The sequence below is a fragment of the Desulfocurvus thunnarius genome (assembly GCF_055390965.1).
The window spans coordinates 3517070-3540564 of record NZ_AP042411.1 but is presented as its reverse complement, the minus strand read 5'-3'; the positions used below and the strand labels follow the sequence as shown (position 1 = coordinate 3540564).

Sequence of the window (23495 nt, the reverse complement as noted above, 5' to 3'; positions counted from 1 at the left end):
GGCTAGACCTCCAGGGCCTTGAAGGCGGGCATGTCCTTGCCCTCCATGAGTTCCAGGAACGAGCCCCCGCCGGTGGAGACGAAGGACACCTTGTCGGCCAGTCCGGCCACGGTCAGGGCCGCGCCGGTGTCGCCGCCGCCGATGATGGTCAGGGCGCCGGATTCCACCACGGCCCGGGCCAGCCCGGTGGAACCCGCCGCGAAGGCCGGGTTCTCGAACAGGCCCACGGGGCCGTTCCAGACCACGGTGCCCGCCCCGGCCAGGGCCTTGGCCCAGCGCGCCACGGAGGCCGGGCCCGCGTCGAGAATCATCTGGCCCTCGGGCACGGCGTCCACGGGAACGGTGGCCCCGGCGGCCGGGGCGTCGGGCCCGGAGCCGAGCACGCAGTCCACGGGCAGCAGGAGCTCCACCCCGCGCCGGGCGGCCTCGTCCAGCACGGCCCGGGCCTCGCCCACGAGGTCGGGCTCCACCAGCGAGGTGCCCACCCCGTGGCCCTGGGCCAGGAAGAACGTGTTGGCCATGGCCCCGCCGACGATGAGCTTGTCCACCTTGGACAGCAGGTTGCGCAGGATGCCCAGCTTGGTGGAGACCTTGGCCCCGCCGGAGATGGCCACGTAGGGCCGCGCAGGGTCGGCCAGGGCCTGGCCGAGGTATTTCCATTCCTTGATGAGCAGCAGGCCCGCGCACTTTTCGCGGACATGGGCCGGGATGGCGGTCATGGAGGCGTGGGCGCGGTGGGCCGTGCCGAAGGCGTCGCAGCAGTACACGTCGCACAGGGCGGCCATGGCCGCGCCGAAGGCGTCGTCGCCGGCCTCCTCCTCCTTGTGAAAGCGCAGGTTTTCGAGCATCAGGATGCCGCCGGGGCCGAGCATGGCCGCCATGCGTTCGACCTCGGGGCCCACGCAGTCCGGCGCCATGGCCACCTCGCGACCCAGCAGCCCGGCCAGATATTCGGCCACGGGCTTGAGGGAGAACTCGGGGCGCACCTGCCCCTTGGGCTTGCCCAGGTGCGAGCACAGGATGAGCGCGGCGCCGCGCTCCAGGGCCAGGCGCAGGGTCGGCAGGCTGGCCCGGATGCGGTTGTCGTCGACGATGGCCCCGTCCTTCAGGGGCACGTTGAAGTCCACCCGCACGAGCAGCTTTTTGCCCTTGAGATCCATTTCGTCGATGCAGCGGATCATGGCGTTTCTCCTTGAGGATTGGGCCGCGCGGGGCAACGGGGCCCCGGGTCGGGTCATGCTGCGGCCTTGTGTTCAGTCACGGCAGGCCGCACGCGGCGGCCCGTACGATGCTGTACTACGCGGCGCCGGAATTATCCAGGCCTTCGGCGGCCCCCGGCGCGCCCCGGCCCCGGGGCGGGGCGGGCAGCTCCAGGCTCATGAGCACGGCGTCCTCGCCGGTATCGGCATAATACCCCCGGCGCAGCCCGGTCCGGACGAAGCCGAAACGGGCGTAGAGCGCCAGGGCCGGGGCGTTGCCCGTGCGCACTTCCAGCGCGGCCACGCGCACGCCCATTTCCGCGCAGATGCCCAGGGCCAGCCCCAGCAGCCGCGCCCCCAGGCCCCGGCGGCGCAATTCCGGGCGCACGGCGATGTTCAGGATTTCCATCTCGTCGGCCACGTGGTGGAAGGACACGTAAGCCGCCAGCCCCCCGGGCCCGAAGAGCCCGAAGACCTTGAACACCCGCCCTTCCAGCCCCAGGCGGAACTCGCGCTCGCCCCAGGGCATGGAAAAACAGCGCCGCTCCAGGGCCACCAGTTCGGGCAGGTCGTCCGGCCCCAGGCGGGCGAAACGGTAGTCCCCGGCGGCGGGAGCGCCGGGAGCGGCAGCGGATGCGGCCCCGGTCTCACCGGCGGCGGTGTCGCGCGCGTCGTCCATGCCCCTCCCCCGTTGCGGCCCCCCGGGGCCTTTGCTAGTGTGCGCGGCGATGCAGCGCGCCATGTCCAGACACTCCCGCACCATAGCCCAGCCCCCGGACGCCGTCGAGATCGTCGATGGGCAGGACCGGCCCCTGGGCGTCATGCCCCTGGCCGAAGCCCGGCGCCAGGCGCTGTTCCACCGCACGGTGCTGGTGCTGGTCTACGACGCGGCGGGGCGGGTCTTCCTGCAAAAACGCGCCCGGACCAAGGCCCTGTACCCCGGGCGCTGGGACCTTTCGGCCGCCGGGCCGGTGCTGGCCGGAGAAGCCTGCAAGGACGCGGCCCTGCGCGGCCTGCGCCAGGAACTGGGCCTGGGCGGGGCGAACCTGACGCGGCTGGCCCAGGCTGTCGCCTGCCCCGAGACGGGTTACGGCTTCACCACGCTCTTCTCCGCCGGGGTCTGCCCCGGCCCGCTGCTGCCCGACCCCGCCGAAATCGAGGACGGCCTGTTCGTGGACCGCGACGAACTCGACGCCATGGTCGCCAATTTCCGTGAAATGCTGACACCCTCGCTGGTCAGTTTCTGGGAACGCGACCTGGTGTTCCGCCCGGAGCGCCCCGGGCGGCCCGCCCCCCCCACCCCCGGGAAACAAGGCGGCGACGCGCCGGACGACGAACCAGATGAGGAGCCCGACGAGGCACCGGACGACGAGGAGCCCTGACCCGCTGGCGCTACGGATCGCCGTTTCGGGGGGCCCGCTACGCCAAATCCGGCCCGTCGCCAAGCACCAGGGCGGCCATGGCCTCGTGGACCCGGCCGTTGGAGGCCAGGATGCTCGGGGCGCCCGGGGTGTAGGGGCTGCGGGGGTCGAAGCGCGTGACGCGCCCGCCCGCCTCCTCCACCAGCAGCCAGCCCGCCGTGGTGTCCCACGGCTTCAGGCGGATTTCGTAAAAGGCGTCCAGCCGCCCGCAGGCCACGTAGGCAAGGTCCGCCGCCGCGGCGCCCATGCGCCGCAGCCCACGCGTTGCGGGCAGCACCCGGCCCATGGGGCCCATGATGAACTCCATGTCCTCGGCCACGGAATACGGAAAGCCCGTGGCCACCAGGGCGTCCATGGGCTCGGCTGTCTCGCTCACGCGGATGGGCGCGCCGTTGAGGAAGGCGCCCTGCCCGCGCACGGCGTGGAAGGTCTCGCCCAGGGCGGGCACGGCCACGATGCCCAGCACGGGCTCCCCCGCGCGCCACAGGCCCACGGACACGGCCACCACGGGCAGCCCGTGGGCGAAGTTGGTCGTGCCGTCCAGGGGGTCGATGATCCAGGTCAGTTCGCCGGGCACGCGGCTGGCCGCGCTCTCCTCGGCCATGAACCCCGCCCCGGGCAGCAGCGGCCCCAGGCGCTCCTTGAGCAGGGCTTCCGAGGCCAGGTCCGTTTCGGTGACCAGATCGATGCGCCCCTTGTGGCGGATGGTGCGCGGGCGGGTCCGGGCGTCGAGGATGCACTGCCCGGCCTCGTGTACGGCGGCCAGGGCGGCCCCCAGCAGCACTGGGGTGACGAAGGCGTTCATTGGCGGCTCCCTGGGGCCCCGCCGCGCGCCGGGCAGCAAAAGGGCGGCCCGAGGCCGCCCCTTGCGCCGCAGCAATGCGGACCGGGCCCGGTTCGGCTAGTTGATCCAGACCTTGGAAAAGCGCTTGTCCTCGGCGAGGCTGCGGCCCGTGCCGCGCACCACGGTGGTCAGCGGGTCGTCGTCCACGATGACCGAGAGGTTGGTCTCCTGGCTGATGAGCCGGTCCAGCCCCTTGAGCAGCGCGCCGCCGCCCGCGAGCAACAGGCCGTTGCGGGCGATGTCGCCCACCAGTTCGGGCGGCGTCTTTTCCAGGGCGCGCTTGACGGCCATGACGATGGCCGCCACGGGCTCGCGGATGGCCTCGCGCACCTGGGCGTCGGTGATCTCGATGCTGCGCGGGGTGCCGTCCACGATGTTCTTGCCCGACACCTCGCCCACCAGCGTCTCTTCCAGCGGCGCGGCGCTGCCCAGCAGCATCTTGACCTTCTCGGACATGTTCTCGCCGATGAGCAGTTGATAGCGGTCCTGGAAATAGCGCTGGATGGCCTCGTTCATCTCGTCGCCCGCAACGCGCACGGACTCGGCGTAAGCCACGGCGGACAGGGATATGACGGCCACCTCGGTGGTGCCGCCGCCGATGTCCACGACCATGTTGCCGATGGGCTCCTCGATGGCCAGCCCGGCGCCGATGGCCGCGGCCATGGGCTCCTCGATGAGCTTGACCTCGCGCGCCCCGGCCTGGAGCCCGCTTTCGATGACCGCGCGCTTCTCCACCTGGGTGATGCCCGTGGGCACGCAGATGACGATGCGCGGCTTGACCAGCGACATGCCCCGGATGACCTTGCGGATGAAGAAGGCGATCATCTCCTTGGTGACCTCGAAGTCGGCGATGACGCCGTCCTTCATGGGCCGGATGGCGCGGATGCGCTCGGGCGTGCGCCCGAGGAAGTCCTTGGCCTCCTTGCCCACGGCGATGACGTTGCCGGTCTTGGTGTCGATGGCCACCACGGAGGGCTCGTTGAGCACGATGCCTTCCTTGGGCGTATACAACAGGGTGTTGGCCGTGCCGAGGTCCATGGCCAGGTCTTTGCCCAGCATCCCCAGGAGGCGCTTCAAAAACATAGGAGAACCCCTTGTGCGGGTTGTCGTGCCGTGACACAGAAAAAGTCTAGAGTATTTCTACCCGCTCTGGAATTTATATCCGAAGCGGACCCGGACGGCAATGGGCGCGCAGAGAAATTTCAGGACCCGGGGGCGAGGCTGGCCAGTCGGGATTGCAGGTAGAGATTTTCGAGAAAAAGCGAGAGGTTGGCCGTGGCCTGCCCCAGGAAGGTGCGCATGGCGGGGGTCACGCCGACCACCCCGGGGGCGCACAGGGTCAGCACGCCCCGGGTCTTGCGCCCGAAGACCACGGGCAGCAGCACGAAGCTGCCCAGGTCCGGCGCGGGAACGTCCTTGCCGAAGAGCGAGCGCCCCGCCGGGCAGCAGCTCCGGTCGCCGGAAAACACGGCCTGCCCGGAGTTGAACACATAGCCCACCAGCCCGCTCTTGATGGGCACCATGCCCGGATGGGGCACATGGGACGGGAAGAACCCGGCGGGCACGCCCTCCAGGAAGTAGTTGGCGCCGTTCTCGTCACGCGCGGCCAGGAAGCAATGCGCGAAGCCCGTGGCCTGGGCCAGCAGCTCCAGAAACGCCCCCAGGTAGGCCGACCAGCGCGGGGAGCGTGTGCGCAGGTCCAGCATGTGTTGCAGGGTGCGGTAGAAACGGCTCTCCTCCACGGCCTGGCCGATGAGGAACTCGTTGCTCTGGATGTCGCAGGCCAGGCGGGCCAGCAGGTCGAGGATCTTCTGGTCCTTGTCGCTGAAGGAATACTGGCGGCGGCTGTCCACGCACAGGGCCCCGCCGCCCTGCACCGGGCAGCCCATGAAGGCCTTGATCTGGCTTTCGTCCTGGGGCGTGTAGTAGCCCAGGTGGCTGCGCTTCTGGTCGAAGTTGTTGATCAGCAGCGGCTGCTTGTTGCGCAGAATCCAGCCCACCAGCCCCTGGCCGGGCATGATGCGCGTTGCATCGTCGATGCCGTCGCCCAGGCTGAACTTGCCGGCGATGCAAAAGCCCTCGCCCGTGACGGCGGGCAGAAAGAGCACGGCCGAATAGGCGTCGTACACGCTGCCGACGACGTTCAGAAACTTGATGAGACTGTCCGTGCCCATGGTTCTCGCTGCGGGTCTGCCCGTGGGGGCGTGCGCGTGGAACCGCCGGGCGCGCCGGGGCCCCGGGGGACCCATCGGCGCCATCCGGCGGGAAGGCCTGAAATTACGACAGGCCCGCAAAAAACAAAACCGCTTTTTCCGGCCCGGCGCCCCGGGCCCGCTTCGGCCCGACTCCCGAACATAGCGCAGGGCCACGCGCCGGGCAAGGCCCCTGCGTCCGGATGCCTTCCGGACGCAACGCGACGCAGCCCCCGGCCGCGGCGATGCGGAACTGGACAAATAGCAACACAGCACTGAAAAATAAACAACGCACAACCGCCGTGCCACGACAATACAGGCTAAAAACTAGAGACGTGCAACAGCGAAAAGGACACAACGCAGTCACTCGCCCTGTGTACCGCAATTGCATGAAGAAAACGCCGTCGCAACCCTTCCGGCAGGGCACGCCCGAAGCCCGGCGGAGGCAAAGGATTTTCCGTTCCGCCCCGCGCCGCCCTTCCGGGCCGCCAAGGCCGGAAGAAACCCCGCCACTGGCAACGATACATTTTCCCGCATAAAATTTTACGTTTTTTGTATTGTCAATCCGTCCTTGTGCCGCTAAAATTACAAAGAATGCGAAACACTGCGGGTTCGGGCGCTCTGCCCGCCGCCCCGAGACAACGGCGAAAACGGCATGGCATTTTCCTGGGAGCAGGCGTTCGGCAAGGTCCGCGAGTTCCCCCTGACGGCAGGGGACGACGGGCCCGTGCCGTTGCAGGTCGACAGCATCCCGCGCCTGAAGCGCTTCCTGGACTGGGTGCAGATCAAGCACTGCCTGCTGCGGCCCTATTTCGAGCAGCCCGACTACCCGCTGGTGGAGTCGCGCGAGCTTCTGCCCTCCTTCGAGGCCGACCCCTTCGAGTACTCCAACCTGCCGGGCTTCTCCATGGTCGCCCTGGCCCGGCCGTTGTCCTACTTCTCCGAGGTCTTCCAGTTCGACATCCTGCACGACCTGCTGGGCGACGCCGACCTGGGCCTGGAAAACGCCTGCCCCCTGGAGCGCGCCGTACAGGTGCGCAACCGCCAGACCTGCCTGAACCGCCTGCCCAAGCGCTGCCACGAGGCCTTCCGCAAGGAATTCCTGCGCAAGGACCTGACGGCCCTGGAGCACTACCCGGACATCCTGCCCTTCCTGCTCCAGATGGACCGCGCCCACGTGCTGGCCAAGGACCGGGGCGGCGGCTTCCATCTGGCCGGGGTCTACGGCTCCTTCCCGTCGGACCTGGACACCGAGATCAAGCGCTTCGGCGTGCGCATCGGCAAATTCTCCACGGGCGACAACGCGCGCTACGAGCGCAACCGCCTGTTCGTCTACCAGTTCCTCATGGAACTGTACGGCTTCCCCATCGTCTCCGAACGGCGGACCTCCAGCGCGCTCTTCTCGCGCCGCCTGCAACGCATGGGCGAGGATTTCATGGTCCGCGTGCTCGGCCAGTCCGACCGGACCATCACCACCCTGTACGCCCACCCGCTGACCCGGCGCTACCCGCGCGTGGAAAAAACCGCCCTGGTGCAGGTGGACAGCGAACAGAAGGATGTGTTGCGCAAGCTGGCCCAGGGCCGCTATTTCGTGGACCGCGCCCGGCGCGTGGTCATCCTGCGCGTGACCTACCGCCAGCACAAGTTCAGCCGCGACAACGTCCGCCAGGACCGCGCGCTGTCCGTCGTCCGCCAGGAGGTCATCCACCCCCTTTCGGGCCGCGTCAACGCCATGGTCAACATCATCAAGGACGCCTCGAACATGTTCCTGCGCCTGAACGACATCGCCCGGGGCGAATACAACGGGCGCATCGTCTACAAGCGCACCGAGGTGGTGGAAAACACCGACACCCACGAAAAGCGCCTGAAGTTCCTCTACGCATGGCTCTCCAAGCACCAGCGCAGGATCATCGGCTACTCCGGCGAGTTCTACTCCAACGTCACCAAGGTGCTGGACACCTACCTGCGCAACCCGGACTACTACGAAACATTCAACGCCATGCACGACCTGCACCAGGAGGTCTGGGCCAAATACAGCTACATCCAGCAGGCCCGCAAGGTGCAGGCCCTGGAAGACATGAGCCGCCGCGCCCACAAGGGCGGGCGCCTGGGCCACCTGGAGGCCCTGGAACAGGCCAACACCCTGCTGAACGACCTCAAGTACGAAATCGTCAACTACTTCGACGAACTGGTGGAAAGCGTCATCATCCTTGGCGAAAACATGCTCCAGGACGCCTACCTCATCCGGACCTACATCCGCAGGCGCGACGAGGACCTGACGGCCTACGGCCGCGAGGTGCGCAGGCAATACGGGCGGCTGGTGGCCCACCTCGACGAGTTCAAGGCCATCCGGAAAACCCGGGCGGAATCAGGTGACAAGCCCCTGGAATATGCTGTATAGCCCGGGCTTGCCCGTTGCCTAATTCCTTATTATTTCCACCCGTGCGCGAGGTGAATTCGTTGTCCGAGCTATTCAAGACCCCCCTGCATTCCTGGCACGTGAGCCACGGCGCCAGGATGGTCCCCTTTGCCGGATGGGACATGCCCGTCCAGTACTCCGGCGGCATTCTTGAAGAACACCAGCATACCCGCACCAAGGCCTCGGTCTTCGACATCTGCCACATGGGCGAGTTCAAGCTGCGCGGCGCCAAGGCCCGCGACGCCCTCTCGCGCATCGTGACCCACAACCTGGCCACCCTGGGCCCCCGGCGCTGCCGCTACGGCTTCCTGCTCAACGAAAACGGCGGCATCATCGACGACTGCATCGTCTACTGCATGGCCGACGACGAGTACATGCTCGTGGTCAACGGCGCGCGCATCGACGTGGACTACGCCTGGATCAAATCGCGCCTGCCCAAGGACATGTTCTTCGAGAACATCTCGGAGATGACCGCCAAGATCGACCTCCAGGGCCCGGAGTCCTGCCGCGTGCTCAGCGAGGCCACCGGCCTCGACTGGTCGTTCCTGACCTATTTCTCCTGCAAGCTCACCGAGTTCGGCGACGATCCCATGGTCGTCAGCCGCACGGGCTACACCGGCGAACTGGGCTACGAGCTGTACCTGCGCGAGGACAAGGCCCACGCCCTGTGGGAGCTGCTGCTGGAAAACCCGCTGGTCAAGCCCGCCGGGCTGGGCGCGCGCGACACCTTGCGCCTGGAGCTGGGCATGGCCCTCTACGGCCAGGACCTCGACGAGGCCCACACCCCCGCCGAGGCGGGCATGGCCGCGTTCCTCAAGTCCGACGCCGACTACATCGGCAAGGCCAAAGCCTTCGACGTGCGCGAGTCGCTCATCCCCCTGGCGCTCGAAGGCCGCCGCGCCGCGCGCCATGACGACCCCGTGCTGCTGCCCTCGGGCGAGACGGTCGGCCGCGTGACCAGCGGCTCCTTCGCCCCCAGCCTCGGCCACGCCGTGGCCCTGGCCTACGTGGATGCCAGGCACGCCGAGGCCACCGATTTCCTGGTGGGCAAGGGCGCCAAGCCCCTGACCGCCGTCCGGGGAACCCTGCCCTTCTACACCCAGGGCACGGCCCGCGTGAAACTCTAGGCCGACCGCGAACGAAACCGCCCCGGCCCGCCCTGTGCGGTCCGGGGCGGTTTTTGTTTCAGGCCGACCGGTTGCACCCGCCCGGGCGCCCGGCGGAGGCAAGCGCCGGGGCCGTTGTCCAGCGCTGTTGCACCCGGCCCCGGCCCGCGCTAAGAGCATCGCCATGAAGACCTTCCTCCTCGACCCCCGGCACTGGCACGAACCCTTCGTCCTCGACGGACCCGAGGCCCACCACCTGGGCCGCGTGTTGCGCACGGCACCGGGTGAAACCCTGCGCGGGCTCGACGGCGCGGGCCGCACGGGCCTGTTCCGCGTGCTGGCTGTGGACCGGCGGACCCTGACCCTGGAGCTGCTGGAAGAGCACACGGCCCCCGCGCCCCGGGGCCGAACCATCCTGGCCGTGGGCTGGGCCAAGTCCGCCCGGCGCGGCTGGCTGCTGGAAAAGGCCGTAGAGCTGGGCGCCAGGGAAATCTGGTTCTGGCAGGCCGCCCACAGCCAGGGCCGCGTGCCCGACCAGCCCAAGGACACCTGGACCGCCGCCCTGGCCGCCGCGGCCAAACAATGCGCCAACCCCCGGCTGCCCGGGCTGCGCACCCTGCCCTCCCTGGACGCCCTGCTGGCGGCCGGAGCGGACGCGCCCCGGCGCTACCTGCTGTGGGAAGACCAGGAGCGCCCGCGCCTGCTGGGGCCCGCCGAGGTCACGGCGGACGGCGGCGACGTGCTCTGCGTGCTGGGGCCCGAGGGCGGGCTGACCCCGCGCGAGGTGGACGCCCTGGCGGCGGCGGGGTTCGCGGCCGTCAGCCTGGGCCCCTCGGTGCTGCGCTTCGAGACCGCCGCCCTGGCGGCCCTGACCCTGTTCTGGTGGGGCGGCGCCCATGCTTGAGAACCCGCGCAATCCCGCTCCCGGCGACCCCGATTCTCCCGACCATGGCGGAGACGCCCCGGCCCACGGCGCCGGGCAGCCTCTGGCCGACCGCATCCGGCCCCGGACCTTCGACGAATTCATCGGCCAGGGCCACATCCGGGCCAAGGTCGAGGCCATGGCCCGCGGGCCGCGCCTGCCCTCGCAGCTTTTCTTCGGCCCCCCGGGGTGCGGCAAGTCCACCCTGGCGGTGCTCCTGGCCCGGCTCTCGGGCCTGCCCTTCGTGCGCGTCAGCGCCCCGGAAGCCGGGCTGGCCGACCTGCGCAAGCGCATCAAGGGCCAGCGGGTGCTCATCCTCGACGAACTGCACCGCTTCTCCAAGGCCCAGCAGGACTTCTTCCTGCCCATCCTGGAATCCGGCGAAATCGCCCTGCTGGCCACCACCACCGAGAACCCCTCGTTCTCGGTGACGCGCCAGCTTTTGTCGCGGCTGCACGTCCACCGGCTGCGGGCCCTCTCGCGCCAGGACCTGCGCGAGGTCGCCGCGCGGGGCATGGCCGCCCTGGAACAGCAATTGCCCGAGGCCAGCCTGGACGTGCTGGCCGCCGTGGCCCAGGGCGACGCGCGGACCCTGCTGAACCTCGTGGAATACACCGCCGCCCTGCCCGAGGCCGAGCGCGGCCCCGAGGGCCTGAAGGCCGTGCTGCCCGACGTGGTGCTGCGCGGCGACCGCGACGGCGACTCGCACTACGAGCTGGCCTCGGCGCTCATCAAATCCATCCGCGGCAGCGACCCCGATGCGGCGCTCTACTACCTGGCCTGCCTGCTGGAAAGCGGCGAGGACCCGCGCTTCGTCACCCGGCGGCTGATCCTCTCCGCCGGGGAGGACGTGGGCCTGGCCGACCCCCGCGCCCTGCCCCTGGCCGTGGCCTGCCAGCAGGCCGTGGAGTTCGTGGGCATGCCCGAGGGCTTCATCCCCCTGGCCGAGACGGTGGTCTACCTCGCCCTGGCGAAAAAGAGCAATTCCAGCTACATGGCCTATCACATGGCCGCGCGCGAGGTCCGCGAGAATGGCATGCGCCCCGTGCCGCTGCACCTGCGCAACGCCTCGACCCGCCTGCAAAAGCAGTGGGGCTTCGGCCAGGGCTACAAGTATCCGCACAGCTTCGCCGGAGGCTGGGCGCCGCAGCGCTACCTGCCCGACGGCGTGGCGGGCGGCTTCTACACCCCGCGCGACAACGGCGAGGAGCCGCGCCTGACGGCGTGGTGGAAGAGCCTGCCGCGCCCGGACGCGGAGGACGTGGACGACGCGGAGAACGGGGAGGACGGGGGAAACGCACCCGGCACGCCCGCGCCGGACGCACAGGGTACCACCGGTCGGGAAAAATAGGGTGGAACGGACCCCGAAGACCTCGGGCCCCGGAAGGTTCAGGACGGCTCGGAAGGTTTCGCGCCGTACTGCCTGCGCCATTCGTCCAGGAACAACACGGCGGTTTCCACCTCGGTCAGTTCGCCCTGGCGCCGACGCACGGCCCAGACCAGATCGTCGAAGCCCGTGTCGGCCGCAAGGCCCAGGCGGTCCAGCAGGTCGGCCACCTGGGCCCGCAGGGGCTCGGGCAGGCCGTCCAGGGCCCGGGCGCTTTTGCGCGGGGCGGGCCAGCCCGGGCGGCGCTGGGCGATGAAGGCCAACAGCGCGCTCATGCGATGGGCGTAGGTGTGCCCGGCCAGCACCCGCGCCCGGCTCCGGCGGGCGTATTCCAGCCGCTCCTCAGGGTGGGCCAGGAAATGGCCGATGCGCTCCTCCAGCTCCTCCATGGTCTCGAAGGTCGCCAGTTCGTCGGACCAGAACAGGTCGTCCATGAGCCCGCGCCGGTCCACAAGCTGGAAGGCGCCGCAGGCGGCCAGCTCGAAAGTGCGCGGGTTCACGAAATCGCCCCGGGGCACCGGGTCGCCGCCCTGGACGCTGGAATGCAGGTTCAGGTTGACCAGGGTGGCGTTGAATATCTTCACGCACTCCTCGGGGCTCACGCGGCGGCCGCGCATCTGCACCCGCCGGGCCAGGGCGGCGTCGCCGTCCCACTCCGTGCCCCATATCTTGAAGTCGTGGTGCAGCAGGCGCCGGAAGGCCGTGCGCCGGTTGGGGTAGCCCGCGCCCATGAAGCCGACCTCGGCGCCCCAGGTGCGGCGCTCGCCGGGGGTCAGGTCCAGCGGCCGGTGGAACTGCGGGTCCGCCGCCAGGGGCAGGTAGAAGGCATTGGGCTGCCCGGCGGCCGCCAGTTCTCCCAGGAAGGGGTCCTCCTGGATCACGGCGAAGAAGTCGTAGAGCGGCGCGTAAGCCCGCCAGTAGGTGAAGACACGCCAGTCCTCCACGAACCACATGGCCGTAAGCACGCCGTCGCGGCGCAGCCGCCGCAGGGCCTGGGCCCCCAGGGGCGCCTGGGCCAAAGCCAGCACGAGGTCGGGCTCGAAAGTCTCGACCTTGGCCAGGATGGCCTGGGACACCACCCCCAGAAAGGCGTTTTCCAGGTGTGTCAGCCGCTCGGAAGTCACGCGCAGCCCCTTGAGGGCCGTGAACGCGCCGTGAAAATCCGGAGCCTCGAAAGTCTCCACCATGTGGCCCATGCCCGCCAGGGCCCGCCCGCAGAAGCGGGCCACGGGCAGCGAGCCGCCATACAGCGGCGGTACGAGCAGGACCCGCAACGGCCCCTGCGGCGCGCCGGGGGGCGCCGTCCCTTCCATTTCGCTTCTCGAAGTCATGCCTGAACCTTCTCCTGGAAATCCAGGAACTCCATGGTTGTATGCGGCTTGGCGGCGCCCGGGAGCATCCAGTCTCCCTCGGGCAGGAATTCCCGGGCCAGGTCCGGGTCCACGCTGCCGGGCATGGGGCGGCCCAGCACGGCGGCCATGAGCGTGCGGAACTGGCGGCGGCGTTCGGCCTCGGGGTCCTGGCCCAGCACGGGGCGGAAGGTCAGGCCCAGGGCGTCGAAGGCCGAAACGTAGCCCGTGAGCCCCTCGGGAGGCTCGAAGGCCGGGTTGCCCGCCAGATGGCGCAGCAGGTCGCGCCCCGCGAAGGCCCCGGCGCAGCGCGTGCCGATGGGGCACGGCTCGGTCTCCAGGCAGGGGGCGCAGTCCATGTCCGTCTGCCAGACGCGGTGGCCCAGGCCGTAGGGTCCCGTTTCAAAGCACCACGCCGAGGACAGGAAGAAGCCCTGCACCGGCACGCCCAGATGCGCGGCCAAGTGCATGGTGCCCGTGTCGGGGGTCAGCAGGGCGTCCAGCCCGGTCAGGGCGTCCACAAGCCCGCGCCAGTCCGTGGCGCCCACGGCGTTCTCAGTGATGCCGCGCAGGGCGCGCGGCATCAGGGCCAGCAGTTCCCTGGCCGCTCCGCGCTCGGCCCCCGAGCCCAGCAGCACCACCCGCGAGGCCCCCGTGCCCTGAACCACCGCCCCGGCCAGAAGGGCCAGGGTGCGCGGCGGCAGGGAGCGGCGGGCGTTGCGCCCGGCCAGCACCAGCCCGACCCCGCGCCCTCCGCGCCGGGCCACGGGGTTCACCGCGCCGGGGGGCAGCGGTTCGTCGGCCAGTTCGGCCCAATAGTCCACGAGGTTCAGCCCGGCGAAACGGCGTTGGCGCGTCCAGCGCAGGGCCATGCGCGCCCAGAGGCCGGACAGGCGCTGGCCGTTCTCCATGCGGTGCCCGCGCACGATGGCCGGGTCGAACAGGGTCGACAGGGCGAAATTCAGCCCGGAATAATTGAGATTGTAGACCTCATGAAAGGCGGCTTCGCGCAGGGCGGCGAACACGGGCAGGTTCTCCGCCAGGGCCGCCCCGGGGTCGGCCTGCCCCTGGGCATGGGCCGCCAGGGCGTGGACGGTCGCCCCCGGAAAGAGCAGCTCCGCCAGGGCCGCCAGGGAGCGGTCCACCGCCAGGTGCACCTCGGCGCCCGGGCGCGCGGCCAGGGTCGCCACCAGACGCTTGGTCTGTACCAGATCGCCGAAGCGGGCGAGTTGGACGACCAGGTGGCGGCGGCCGGAAACCGGGGGCTGGTCCGAGAGGGATTCCTGCATGGCCTGCGGGGGGGTCGAGGGTTGGCGGACGGACCCCGGAAAGGTAGCCCAAAGCGCCCCGCGAAGCAACGCCGCAAACGACGATTGCCAGGGCGCCCGGGGGCCTTATATCCTTTTGCGTGCGCGCGGGGCTTCTGGTAGGAAAGCGCGATGCGCCACTATCCCGTTTTCCTGGATCCGGCCCGGCTGCGCGCCCTGGTGGTGGGCGCCGGGGCCGTGGGCCTGCGCAAGATCGGCACCCTGCTCGACTGCGGGGCCGCCCACGTGCTGGCCCTGGACACGGCGCCGCCCTCGCCGGAGCTGACGGCCCTGCTGGGCCGCCCGGGCCTGGATTTCGCCCGACGGCCCTTCGCCCCCGACGACCTGGACGACCGCACCCTGGCCTTCGCCTGCACGGGCGACCCCGGGGTCAACGCCCGGGTGGCCGAGGCGGCCCGGAAGCGCGGCGTGGCCGTCAACGTCGCCGACGCCCCGGAGCTGGGCACCTTCATCGTGCCCGCCACGGTGGACAGCGGCGCGCTGACCGTGGCCTTCTCCACCGGGGGAGCCAGCCCGGCCCTGGCCCGGCGCGTGGGCGCCGAGATGCGCGCGCATTTCGGCCCGCAGTACGGGTTGTTTTTGACCCTCATGGAGCGTATGAGGCCCCAGGTGCTGGCCCTGGGCCTGGGCACCCCGGCCAACACCGAACTGTTCCGCGCCCTGGTGGGCTGCGGGCTGCTGGAGGCCTTGGGCCGCGCCGACCGCGAGGCGGCCGGCGCCCTGCTCGCCGGGCTGCTGCCCGGCCCCCTGGTCCCCAAGATCGGAGAACTGCTCGATGGATTATGCTAACCTGCTCGAAATAGCCGTCGTGGCGCTGTATTTCGTCGGGGCCCTGCTCTTCCCCGCCGGAATGCTCGGCCAGCGGCCCGTGCTCAAGCGCGTGGGCTCCCTGTGCGCCGCCGGGGGGCTGGCCCTGCACACCCTGGAAATCGCCCTGCTTTTCGCCGCCGGGGGCCACGCCGCCTTCCTCCAGGGCGGGCTGTACTACAGCCTCATGGCCTGGCTGCTGCTGGTGGTCTATTTCGGCATCTGGTGGCGCAAGCGGCTGGAATTCCTGGCCCTGGCCGCCTCGCCGCTGGCCCTGGTGCTGTACCTTTCGTCCATCACCATCCCGGCGGGCAAGGCCGTGACCATGCCCGAGCACTTCGCCGGGCTGTTCTTCACCCTGCACATCGGCGCGCTGTTGTGCAGCCTGACGCTGCTGGCCATGGCCTTCGCCGCCGGGGCGCTGTTCCTGCACATGGAGCGCAAGATCAAGACCAAGGAGAAGCTGACCGGCTTCCGCAAGGACCTGCCCAGCCTGAACACCCTGGACCTGGCCAATAAATGGGCCGTGATCTGGGGCTTTCCGCTCTATTCCCTGGGCCTGCTGTCGGGCTTCATCTGGGGCCGCTACACCTGGGGCCGCCTCATCACCTGGGACCCCAAGGAAATCACGTCCCTGTGCATCTGGGTGCTCTACGCCTACCTGTTCCACCAGCGCCTGACCCTGGGCTGGCGCGGGCGCAAGGCCGCGACCCTGGGCATGCTCGTCTTCGCCCTGTCCATGCTTTCCCTGGTCATGGTGAACTTCCTGGTGCCTTCGCACCATAACTTCCAATAATCCCCGCGCCATGCAGCAAAAAATCATTCTCGTCGGCCTGAATCACCGCACCGCGGGTGTGGAAATCCGCGAAGCCTACGCCCTGGCCGAATGCGACCCCTGCCGCCTGGGGCTGGTCCAGCCCGAGGGGCCCGTCAGCGAGGCCATGGCCCTGTCCACGTGCAACCGTGTGGAAATCCTGGCCGTGGCCGATGCCTCGGTGCCGCCCGAGGCCGTTTTGTCCTTCTGGGCGGAAACCTGCGGCGGCAGCGTGGGCGTCCTCGGGCCCCACGTCTACGTGCACCAGGGCCTGGACGCCGTGCGCCACCTGTTCACCGTGGCCGCCAGCCTGGATTCCATGGTCATGGGCGAGCCGCAGATCCTGGGCCAGATCAAGGACGCCTACCGCGCCAGCGTGGACCACGGCTCGGCCAAGGTCATCCTGAACCGCCTGCTGCACAAGGCGTTCTCCGTGGCCAAGCGCGTGCGCACCGAAACGGCCATCGCCTCCAGCGCCGTGTCCATCAGCTACGCCGCCGTGGAGTTGGCCAAGAAAATCTTCGGCGACATGGGCGCCAACCGGGCCATGCTCGTGGGCGCGGGCGAAATGGCCGAACTGGCCGCCGCGCACTTGGTCAACGCGGGCATCCGCGAGATCCTGGTGGCCAACCGGACCTTCTCGCGGGCCAAGGAGCTGGCCGAACGCTTCAAGGGCCGCGCCGTGCCCTTCGAGGAGCTGACCTCCCTGCTGCCCGAGGTGGACATCGTCATCTCCTCCACCGGCGCCACCGAGGCCGTGATCCGCGCGCGCGACGTGAAGCCCGTGCTGCGCGCGCGGCGCAACCGGCCCATGTTCTTCATCGACATCGCCGTGCCGCGCGACATCGACCCCGACGTGAACGCCCTGGACAACGTGTACCTCTACGACATCGACGACCTGAAGGAAGTGGTGGAGGAAAACCTCGCCGCCCGCCGCGACGAGGCCGTCAAGGCCGGGGCCATCGTGGAGGAGGAGGTCGGGGCGTTCTCGCGCTGGCTGGAATCCCTGGAACTGCAACCGACCATCGTGGACCTGCTCTCGCGCGGCGAGGCCCTGGCCGAACGCGAACTGGCCAAGACCCTGAAGCGCCTGGGCCCCGACGTGCCCCCCGAAACCGAGGAGGCCCTGCGGACCCTGGTCCACTCCGTGGCGCGCAAGCTCTACCACGAGCCCATCGCCTACCTGAAGCGGCGCACCCAGGAGGAAGGCCGCGCCCAGCGGATCATCAACACCACGCGGCACATGTTCAACCTCGACGACGACAGCGTGCCGCCCGAGGCCCACGCGGGGCGAAGGGGCGCCGTGCTGCCCCTGCGCCCGGCGCGCCGCGTCCACGGCGCCGACACCGACGACGCCGCCAACACCGACGACGAGTCCTGACGAGGCCGCCATGCGCAGCTACCATATCGACGACCTGCAACCCGAGGACGTGGCCCGCCTGGGCCGGGCCCTGGACGCCCGGGGCATGAAGAGCGCCATGGAGGCCATGTACTGGCTGGACCTGCCCGCGGCCCTGCTCTCCGCCGAGCAGCGCGAACACGCCGCCGACTGCGGGCCGCACAGCGTGGGCGTGGAGCTCGGCGAGGACTGGGTCCACGCGGAACTGCTGGTGCGCGCGCGCAACCGCCTGCGCTGCTCGTGCGTCTGCTATGCCGACGCCGCCCAGCGGGCCTGGGTCATGGACGAACTGGACCGCACCCTGCGCGAACTGGACATTCCCGTCTAGCAGGCTGGCCCGAAACGGCGACCCGCCGCGTCGGCGGGGAAATCCAGGGCACGCGGCGCACCCGGCATGGGAAACGGTCTGGATTGTTTCGCGTCTTGCCGCGCACCGGGTTCAAGCCGCTTGCGAACGTTGCTTTTTTCAGCGGCCCCTCGGGGCGTCGGGACGCGGGTGGGCCTCCGGCGCCCACGCCCGCCGCGCCACCGGGCCGCGCCCGCACCGCCGGGCGGGCGAAGGCATGCAGTGCCGGGCACCCGGAGCGGAAGCCCCACACAGCGCGGCGCGCCACCCGCCGGAGCGCCCGAACCGACTCCGGACCCAGGCCACAGGAGGCCCCGTTGCCCGTCCCCCCGCCCCTCGCAAGCACCGCGCAAGGCGCCCCCCGGCTTCAGGACCTGCCCCCCCGGGCGGCCCATTTCTGCCTGGGCGTGGAGCGTTTCGTGCGCGGAGAGCTGGGGCTGGACCTGGGCGGGCGCACGGTGCTGGTCGCCTTTTCCGGCGGGCTGGACTCCACGGCCCTGCTGGCGGCCCTGGCCGTGCTGGCGCCGCGCCTGGGCTGCGCCGTGGCCGCCGCGCACCTGGACCACGGCCTGCGGCCCGCATCCGCCGCCGAGGCCGCAGCCGCCGCGCGCGCCTGCGCCCGGCTGGGCCTGCCCTGCGAGGTCGGCCGCCGCGACGTGGGCGCCCTGGCCGCCGCCCGGGGCCTGGGCCTGGAGGAGGCCGCCCGCGAGACGCGCTACGCCTTCCTGGCCGAGGCCATGGCCCGCCGGGAGGCCACCGTGCTGGCCGTGGGCCATGTGCTGGAAGATCTGGCCGAAGACGTGCTCATGCGCCTTGTGCGCGGCGCGGGCTGGCCGCAGCTCGGCGGCATGCGCGCCTGGGACGCGGAACGCCGCCTGCTGCGGCCCCTGCTGCTGACCCCGCGCGCCCGGGCCCGGGCCCTGGTCGCGGCTCTGGGCCTGCCCTGGACCGAAGACCCCTCCAACGCCGACCCGCACTTTTTGCGCAACCGCGTGCGCCACGGCGTGCTGCCCCAATTGCTGGAAGAGAACCCGAACTTCCTGCGCCAGGTGGCCACCCAATGGCGCCTGGCGCGCCTGGACGCCGAGCAGTTCGCCGCCGAAACGGCCGCCCTGCTGGCCCGGGCCGAGGCCGTGCCCGGGGCGCCCGGCGCACTGCTGCTGCCCGGGGCGCTGCTGGCGCCCCTGGCCCCGGCCCAGCGCCTGCGGCTGTTCAAGGCCGCCCTGGAGGCCCTGGGCCCCGGGCAACCCCTGGCCGAAGGGCTCTTCCGCCTGGAGCGCGCCTGGGCCTCGGGCCGGGGCGGAGGCGTCGTGCAGTTCCCCGGGCCCAAGGCGGCGCGCATCCAGAGCGGGCGGACCGCCCCGACCCCAGGCCCCCGGGGGGTGGTCTTCGCCCGCGAAGCCGCCGCGCGGGCCCCGGCGCGCCCCGGCGCCCCCAAGGCCGACGCCGCGTCCCGGAAATGAAACGCCGCCCGCCCCCGGAACGGAGCACGAGGGCGCGGGACGACACCGCCACCCGGGACAGGCCGGCTCCCGACGGCGCGGGGCTCCTGCGCCGGATCGCCATCGCCCCCGCCCCGTGCGCCAAGCACTCCGCGTCCCTCGCCCGAGGGAGCACGGGCTCCCGCCAGGGGGCGCCTCGGGCCGCTGATCGCCTGCCCTGCCCAAGTCGATTTGTGCTTTTTTTCACTATCAAAACACCGCCACAAAGTCTTGTGCTATCCGAAAACCGAGCCGTTCGGCAGGCCCGAACCCAAGCCGCGGCTCCCGGCGGCGCTCTCCGGAGCGCCCCGGTCCGGGGCCGCTCACTGAAAAATGCCTGCGGTACGGTATTTTTCGGGCGCCCTGCCGGGCCGGTGGCCCCCGGATGCCGTCTCCCCCGGCGCCGGGCGGGCCCTGGCCCGGCTCCGGCCCGGGGCCCGGGCTGCCCCCGCTGGGCCTCCTCCCGGCGCCTTCGGGTCCGCTGAGGCATTGACAGCCGCGCCCGAGGGGTATAGGCATTGTGAAATTTTTTGCAAATCCCTAAGGAGGCAGACGTGAATATCCTGATCTTCGGCCCCAACGGCTCCGGCAAAGGCACCCAGGGCACCCTCGCCAAGGACAAGTACGGCCTGGACCACATCGAGTCCGGCGCCATCTTCCGCAAGCACATCGGCGGCGGCACCGAGCTTGGCATGAAGGCCAAGGAGTACATCAACCGCGGCGAACTGGTGCCCGACGACATCACCATCCCCATGGTGCTGGACGTGCTCCAGAGCTCCAAGAACGGCTGGCTGCTGGACGGCTTCCCGCGTTCCCTGGTGCAGGCCGAAAAGCTGTGGGAAGCCCTGCAGAAGGACGGCGTGGCCCTGAACTACGTCATCGAGATCAAGCTGCCCCGCGAGATCGCCAAGGCGCGCATCATGGGCCGCCGCCTGTGCGAGAACAACCCCAACCACCCCAACAACGTCGGCATCCCGGCCATCTGCCCCGACGGCGACAAGTGCCGCGTGTGCGGCGGCGCCCTCTCCGCCCGCCAGGACGACCAGGACGAGTCCGCCATCGACCAGCGCCACAACATCTACTACGACGACAAGACCGGCACCATGGCCGCCGTGAACTTCTACAAGAACAAGAAGAACGGCGGGTACAAGTTCATCGAGCTGGACGGCGAAAAGGGCATCACCGAGATCAAGGAATACCTCATGAGCCAGTTGGCCTAGCGCCCGGCTCCGCACGCTCCCCGAACACAAACGGCCCCCGGATCGCTCCGGGGGCCGTTTTTCTTGGTGTCGTCCACGAGCCGCCGCTCCGGCGCGAATCCTCGCGCCGCCGTCGTGCAAGCCGCACCGCGCCGGGGTGAAACCATTGCGCCGTGGGCTTTTCATCCGCGCCCGCAAGGGGTAAGGCATGGGCCCATGAGCACCAAGCACCTGCGCATCGGCCAGATCGGCTACCTGAACGTCCTGCCCCTGTTCCACCACCTGAAGCGCATCTTCCCGCCCTCGGACGGGCTGGTGTACATCCCCGGGCACCCTTCGGAGATGAACGCCCTGCTCGCGCGCGGCGAACTGGACTGCGCCCCGGCCTCGTCCTTCGAGTACCTTTCCGGCGCCGGGCGCTACCGCCTGTTGCCCGAGTTGTCCATCAGCGCGCCCCAGGGCCCGGTGAAAAGCGTGCTGCTCGTCAGCCCCGTGGCCCTGGAGGAACTGCCCGCATGGCTGGCGGCCAACGGCCCCAAGGTCGGCCTCACGGGCGCCTCGGCCAGCTCCGTGGCCCTACTCAAGGTGCTCTGGACGCTGTGCTGGAACCTGCCCGAAGCGCGCTGGGCGCCCATGGCCCCGGGCAGCGGCCTTGCCGGGCGCCGCCCGTTCCTGGAAATCGGCAACTTGGCCCTGAAGATCCACGTCGACCGCCCGGCGGGCTGGCACGTCATCGACCTGGCCGAGCACTGGCGGCGCTGGACGGGCCTGCCCTTCGTCTTCGCGGTCTGGATCGTGCGCCGGGGGCTCTCCCCGGCGCAGCAGGCCCTGCTGGGCGAAGTCCACACCGCGCTGCTGCACTGCAAGACCACCTGCGTGCAGGCCATCGCCGAAATCGCGCGCTGGGAGGAATTCAAGCCCTGGATCAGCCCGGCGGGCATCGAGGACTACCTCGCCACCATGGGCTACGACCTCGGCCCCGAGGAGCAGGCCTCCCTGACCCTGTTCGGCACGCACTGCACCACCCTGGGCCTCATCGACGGCATGCCCGCCCTGACCTGGGCGCTGTAGAACAAAACGGCCCCCCGGCGCCGGGGCGGGCCGGGGGCAGGGAAACCGTCCGGGCAGGTCGCGGGCCAGACACAGGATGCCCCAGGCCCCAGGCTCCAGAGGGCCCCGGCCGCCCGGGCGGGCCCGCCCCGGGCCCTACGGCGTGAACTTCCCGGCCATCTCCTCCTGCACGACGACCACGACCTCGTCGCCCGCTTCCAGGCGCACGTCGGCCCGGGGCAGGTAGTCGAAGTTTTCGGCGGCGGCGGGCCTGTGGGCGATGACCAGCATCTGGTAGCGGTTGGTCAGGTTCAGCTCGCGCAGGGTCTTGGCCCGCCACTGGTCGACCACCAGCTTCTGGACCAGGATGCCCTGGCCGTAATGCAGGTATTCGATGAGCCCCGGGCTGGTGATGCGCATGGCCAGTTGCTGCGAGCCGAACAGCTCGGGAAAAAACACCTCGTCGGCGCCGACCTTGCGCAGCACCTTCTCGTGGTCCAGGCTCATGGCCTTGACCCACACCTGACGCGCCTCCAGCTCCTTGAGGTGCATGGTGATGAGGATCGAGGCCTCCATGGCCTCGCCGACGCTGACCACGACGTGGTCGAACTCCTTGAAGCCGAGCTGCTCAAGCACGCCCTTGTCCCGCCCGTCGCCCTGGTAGACCTGGGTCAGGTGGTCCTGCGCGCGGCGCACGTTGTCCTGGCTCACGTCCAGGCCGACCACGTCGTGGCCAAGCTCCATGAGCCGCCGCCCCACGAAGAACCCGAACTTGCCCAGGCCGACGACGCCGATCTCCAGCTTGCGCTTCATGCTCCGCAACTCCTTGGCGGCCCGTCAGCCGATGGGCAGCCGCTTCTCGGGCCAGGTGAACTTCTCTTGGCGGCGCATGTCGTGCAGCACGCCGACGAAAACGATGGGCCCCAACCGGCCCACGAACATGAGCAGCGTGACCACCAGCCGCCCCCAGGGCGTCAGTTCCCCGGTGACCCCGGCGGAAAGGCCCACGGTGCCGAAGGCGCTCACGCACTCGAACAAAAGCTCCAGGAACATGCCGCGCGTCTCGGCGTGGGGGTGCGGGCCCAGTTCGGTGACGCACAGGGCCAGGGTGCCCAGGCCGACGATGGTGATGCCGTAAAGGATGAGCGTCAGGGCGTCGTTGAGCGAGCCCTCGTCCAGGGCGAAGCGCCGGACCACGGCCTGCCTGCGGCCCATGATCCGCGCCAGGGAAAAGCTCAGCAGCGCGCGGAAGGTCGTGGTCTTGACCCCGCCCGCGCAGGAGCCCGGCGACCCGCCGATGAACATCAGCGCGATCATGACCAGCAGCGAAATGTTCGTCAGCGCGCCGATGTCCATGGTGTTGAACCCGGCGGTGCGGCAGGTCACGGACTGGAACAGCGCCGACCACAGGCCCGTGGTCAGGGGCACCCCGTCGTGGCCCAGGGCGAACTCGGCCAGGAACACCACCGCCGCCCCGCCCAGTGCCAGCCACAGGCTGGTGGACAGCACCACCCGCGCATGCCACGAAAGGCGCGCCCCGGGGTCCACCCGCCCGCTGCGCAGCCGCCGCCACACCGCCCGGGGCCAGCCGCCAAGCTCGATGAGCACCGCGAACCCCAGCCCGCCCAGCACGATGAGCCCCATGACCACGAGGTTCACCCCCGCGTGGGCCCGCCACTGCATGAGGCTGTCGGCATGCAGCCCGAAGCCCGCGTTGCAGAAGGCCGACACGGCGTGGAACACCGCCGACCACGGCGAGAAGCCCCCCGGAGCCAGGGCCCAGAGCAGCGCCGCGCCCAGGCCCTCGATGGCCAGCGCCCCGAAGACCACCCGGCGCAAAAAGGCGCCCAGGTGGAAGCCCGGGTCCAAAAGCAGGGTCTGGCGCACGGCCGTGCGGTCGGACAGGGAAATGCGCTTGCGCCACAGCAGGAAGACGAGGCTCGTGTAGGTCATGACGCCCAGCCCGCCGACCTGGAAAAGGCCCAGCAGCACGCCCTGGCCCACGGGGGAGAAGAAGGTGCCCGTGTCCACCACCACAAGCCCGGTGACGCAGGTGGCCGAGGTCGCGGTGAACAGCGCGTCCACCCAGGGCAGGTCCTGCCCCGTGCGGCACACGTCCAGGCGCAGCAGCACCGTGCCCGCCAGGATGATCAGGGCGAAGCCCAGGATGAGCAGCGCGTTGGGGGAAAGCCGATGGTGCGACGCCATGGTCCGAAGCTATATCCTTCCGCC

General features: G+C 70.3%; 21 protein-coding genes. 12 read left to right on the top strand and 9 right to left on the bottom strand.

Going from position 1 to position 23495, the window contains the following annotated elements; all coding sequences use genetic code 11:
* Positions 1-2: 2 nt before the first annotated feature.
* Complete coding sequence (locus ACZ5KV_RS15685) at positions 3-1181, bottom strand: phosphoglycerate kinase (RefSeq protein WP_464240224.1); 1179 nt, start codon at positions 1179-1181, stop codon at positions 3-5.
* 115 nt (positions 1182-1296) lie between these two features.
* Positions 1297-1878, bottom strand: a complete 582-nt coding sequence (gene rimI, locus ACZ5KV_RS15680; protein ID WP_464240223.1) for a ribosomal protein S18-alanine N-acetyltransferase — start codon at positions 1876-1878, stop codon at positions 1297-1299.
* A gap of 61 nt (positions 1879-1939) precedes the next feature.
* On the opposite strand from rimI, the gene ACZ5KV_RS15675 reads away from it, so the two are divergent.
* Positions 1940-2581, top strand: a complete 642-nt coding sequence (locus ACZ5KV_RS15675; RefSeq protein ID WP_464240222.1) for an NUDIX hydrolase — start codon at positions 1940-1942, stop codon at positions 2579-2581.
* A 37-nt stretch (positions 2582-2618) separates the two neighbouring features.
* On the opposite strand, the gene ACZ5KV_RS15670 is transcribed toward ACZ5KV_RS15675, so the two are convergent.
* The 3 genes from ACZ5KV_RS15670 to ACZ5KV_RS15660 all read right to left on the bottom strand — a co-directional run bounded on the left by ACZ5KV_RS15670 (position 2619) and on the right by ACZ5KV_RS15660 (position 5638).
* Complete coding sequence (locus tag ACZ5KV_RS15670) at positions 2619-3425, bottom strand: inositol monophosphatase family protein (RefSeq protein WP_464240221.1); 807 nt, start codon at positions 3423-3425, stop codon at positions 2619-2621.
* A 96-nt stretch (positions 3426-3521) separates the two neighbouring features.
* Positions 3522-4547, bottom strand: a complete 1026-nt coding sequence (mreB, locus tag ACZ5KV_RS15665) for a rod shape-determining protein MreB (RefSeq protein WP_464240220.1) — start codon at positions 4545-4547, stop codon at positions 3522-3524.
* 119 nt (positions 4548-4666) lie between these two features.
* On the bottom strand, positions 4667-5638 hold the full coding sequence (locus tag ACZ5KV_RS15660) for a GAF domain-containing protein (protein ID WP_464240219.1): 972 nt from the start codon (positions 5636-5638) through the stop codon (positions 4667-4669).
* A gap of 673 nt (positions 5639-6311) precedes the next feature.
* Here ACZ5KV_RS15660 and ACZ5KV_RS15655 point away from each other — a divergent pair.
* From ACZ5KV_RS15655 to ACZ5KV_RS15640, 4 genes are all read left to right on the top strand, one after another.
* Positions 6312-8057 (top strand): hypothetical protein, encoded by a 1746-nt coding sequence (locus ACZ5KV_RS15655; RefSeq protein WP_464240218.1) that lies wholly within the window; start codon positions 6312-6314, stop codon positions 8055-8057.
* Between the two features lie 59 nt (positions 8058-8116).
* Positions 8117-9202 carry a glycine cleavage system aminomethyltransferase GcvT gene (gene gcvT / locus ACZ5KV_RS15650; protein ID WP_464240217.1) on the top strand — a complete coding sequence of 362 codons (1086 nt, stop codon included), beginning with the start codon at positions 8117-8119 and terminating at the stop codon, positions 9200-9202.
* A 163-nt stretch (positions 9203-9365) separates the two neighbouring features.
* A complete protein-coding gene (locus ACZ5KV_RS15645; protein ID WP_464240216.1) occupies positions 9366-10085 on the top strand; it encodes a 16S rRNA (uracil(1498)-N(3))-methyltransferase in 720 nt (239 codons plus the stop codon).
* Positions 10078-11454 carry a replication-associated recombination protein A gene (locus ACZ5KV_RS15640; protein WP_464240215.1) on the top strand — a complete coding sequence of 459 codons (1377 nt, stop codon included), beginning with the start codon at positions 10078-10080 and terminating at the stop codon, positions 11452-11454. The genes ACZ5KV_RS15645 and ACZ5KV_RS15640 overlap by 8 nt, the downstream gene beginning before the upstream one ends.
* A 38-nt stretch (positions 11455-11492) precedes the next feature.
* Here the strand turns inward: ACZ5KV_RS15640 and ACZ5KV_RS15635 are convergent, their stop codons facing one another.
* Together ACZ5KV_RS15635 and ACZ5KV_RS15630 are read right to left on the bottom strand one after the other, a co-directional pair.
* A complete protein-coding gene (locus ACZ5KV_RS15635; protein WP_464240214.1) occupies positions 11493-12821 on the bottom strand; it encodes a CgeB family protein in 1329 nt (442 codons plus the stop codon).
* Entirely contained in the window at positions 12818-14128 is a 1311-nt protein-coding gene (locus ACZ5KV_RS15630) for a glycosyltransferase family 9 protein (protein ID WP_464240213.1), read from the bottom strand. Before ACZ5KV_RS15630 ends, ACZ5KV_RS15635 begins: the two co-directional genes overlap by 4 nt.
* A 150-nt stretch (positions 14129-14278) precedes the next feature.
* Here ACZ5KV_RS15630 and ACZ5KV_RS15625 point away from each other — a divergent pair, with 150 nt between their 5' ends.
* The 7 genes from ACZ5KV_RS15625 to ACZ5KV_RS15595 all read left to right on the top strand — a co-directional run bounded on the left by ACZ5KV_RS15625 (position 14279) and on the right by ACZ5KV_RS15595 (position 21284).
* Positions 14279-14956 (top strand): precorrin-2 dehydrogenase/sirohydrochlorin ferrochelatase family protein, encoded by a 678-nt coding sequence (locus ACZ5KV_RS15625; RefSeq protein WP_464240212.1) that lies wholly within the window; start codon positions 14279-14281, stop codon positions 14954-14956.
* Entirely contained in the window at positions 14943-15770 is an 828-nt protein-coding gene (locus ACZ5KV_RS15620; RefSeq protein ID WP_464240211.1) for a cytochrome C assembly family protein, read from the top strand. Before ACZ5KV_RS15625 ends, ACZ5KV_RS15620 begins: the two co-directional genes overlap by 14 nt.
* Before the next feature lie 10 nt (positions 15771-15780).
* Positions 15781-17169 (top strand): glutamyl-tRNA reductase, encoded by a 1389-nt coding sequence (hemA, locus tag ACZ5KV_RS15615; RefSeq protein ID WP_464240210.1) that lies wholly within the window; start codon positions 15781-15783, stop codon positions 17167-17169.
* A 10-nt stretch (positions 17170-17179) separates the two neighbouring features.
* Positions 17180-17515 (top strand): hypothetical protein, encoded by a 336-nt coding sequence (locus ACZ5KV_RS15610; RefSeq protein WP_464240209.1) that lies wholly within the window; start codon positions 17180-17182, stop codon positions 17513-17515.
* Between the two features lie 335 nt (positions 17516-17850).
* Positions 17851-18996, top strand: coding sequence for a tRNA lysidine(34) synthetase TilS (gene tilS / locus ACZ5KV_RS15605; RefSeq protein WP_464240208.1), 1146 nt, complete (start codon positions 17851-17853; stop codon positions 18994-18996).
* A gap of 572 nt (positions 18997-19568) precedes the next feature.
* On the top strand, positions 19569-20234 hold the full coding sequence (locus ACZ5KV_RS15600; RefSeq protein ID WP_464240207.1) for an adenylate kinase: 666 nt from the start codon (positions 19569-19571) through the stop codon (positions 20232-20234).
* 195 nt (positions 20235-20429) lie between these two features.
* Entirely contained in the window at positions 20430-21284 is an 855-nt protein-coding gene (locus ACZ5KV_RS15595; protein ID WP_464240206.1) for a menaquinone biosynthesis protein, read from the top strand.
* 135 nt (positions 21285-21419) lie between these two features.
* Here the strand turns inward: ACZ5KV_RS15595 and ACZ5KV_RS15590 are convergent, their stop codons facing one another.
* Together ACZ5KV_RS15590 and ACZ5KV_RS15585 are read right to left on the bottom strand one after the other, a co-directional pair.
* Entirely contained in the window at positions 21420-22076 is a 657-nt protein-coding gene (locus ACZ5KV_RS15590; protein WP_464240205.1) for a potassium channel family protein, read from the bottom strand.
* Positions 22077-22100: 24 nt separating this feature from the next.
* A complete protein-coding gene (locus ACZ5KV_RS15585) occupies positions 22101-23471 on the bottom strand; it encodes a TrkH family potassium uptake protein (RefSeq protein ID WP_464240204.1) in 1371 nt (456 codons plus the stop codon).
* Positions 23472-23495 lie beyond the last annotated feature (24 nt).

Bases quoted from the DNA above. Each gene is read 5' to 3' on its own strand.
- ACZ5KV_RS15685 (WP_464240224.1), bottom strand. From the start codon at position 1,181: ATGATCCGCTGCATCGACGAAATGGATCTCAAGGGCAAAAAGCTGCTC.
- rimI (WP_464240223.1), bottom strand. From the start codon at position 1,878: ATGGACGACGCGCGCGACACCGCCGCCGGTGAGACCGGGGCCGCATCC.
- ACZ5KV_RS15675 (WP_464240222.1), top strand. From the start codon at position 1,940: ATGTCCAGACACTCCCGCACCATAGCCCAGCCCCCGGACGCCGTCGAG.
- ACZ5KV_RS15670 (WP_464240221.1), bottom strand. From the start codon at position 3,425: ATGAACGCCTTCGTCACCCCAGTGCTGCTGGGGGCCGCCCTGGCCGCC.
- mreB (WP_464240220.1), bottom strand. From the start codon at position 4,547: ATGTTTTTGAAGCGCCTCCTGGGGATGCTGGGCAAAGACCTGGCCATG.
- ACZ5KV_RS15660 (WP_464240219.1), bottom strand. From the start codon at position 5,638: ATGGGCACGGACAGTCTCATCAAGTTTCTGAACGTCGTCGGCAGCGTG.
- ACZ5KV_RS15655 (WP_464240218.1), top strand. From the start codon at position 6,312: ATGGCATTTTCCTGGGAGCAGGCGTTCGGCAAGGTCCGCGAGTTCCCC.
- ACZ5KV_RS15645 (WP_464240216.1), top strand. From the start codon at position 9,366: ATGAAGACCTTCCTCCTCGACCCCCGGCACTGGCACGAACCCTTCGTC.
- ACZ5KV_RS15640 (WP_464240215.1), top strand. From the start codon at position 10,078: ATGCTTGAGAACCCGCGCAATCCCGCTCCCGGCGACCCCGATTCTCCC.
- ACZ5KV_RS15635 (WP_464240214.1), bottom strand. From the start codon at position 12,821: ATGACTTCGAGAAGCGAAATGGAAGGGACGGCGCCCCCCGGCGCGCCG.
- ACZ5KV_RS15630 (WP_464240213.1), bottom strand. From the start codon at position 14,128: ATGCAGGAATCCCTCTCGGACCAGCCCCCGGTTTCCGGCCGCCGCCAC.
- ACZ5KV_RS15625 (WP_464240212.1), top strand. From the start codon at position 14,279: ATGCGCCACTATCCCGTTTTCCTGGATCCGGCCCGGCTGCGCGCCCTG.
- ACZ5KV_RS15620 (WP_464240211.1), top strand. From the start codon at position 14,943: ATGGATTATGCTAACCTGCTCGAAATAGCCGTCGTGGCGCTGTATTTC.
- hemA (WP_464240210.1), top strand. From the start codon at position 15,781: ATGCAGCAAAAAATCATTCTCGTCGGCCTGAATCACCGCACCGCGGGT.
- ACZ5KV_RS15610 (WP_464240209.1), top strand. From the start codon at position 17,180: ATGCGCAGCTACCATATCGACGACCTGCAACCCGAGGACGTGGCCCGC.
- ACZ5KV_RS15595 (WP_464240206.1), top strand. From the start codon at position 20,430: ATGAGCACCAAGCACCTGCGCATCGGCCAGATCGGCTACCTGAACGTC.
- ACZ5KV_RS15590 (WP_464240205.1), bottom strand. From the start codon at position 22,076: ATGAAGCGCAAGCTGGAGATCGGCGTCGTCGGCCTGGGCAAGTTCGGG.
- ACZ5KV_RS15585 (WP_464240204.1), bottom strand. From the start codon at position 23,471: ATGGCGTCGCACCATCGGCTTTCCCCCAACGCGCTGCTCATCCTGGGC.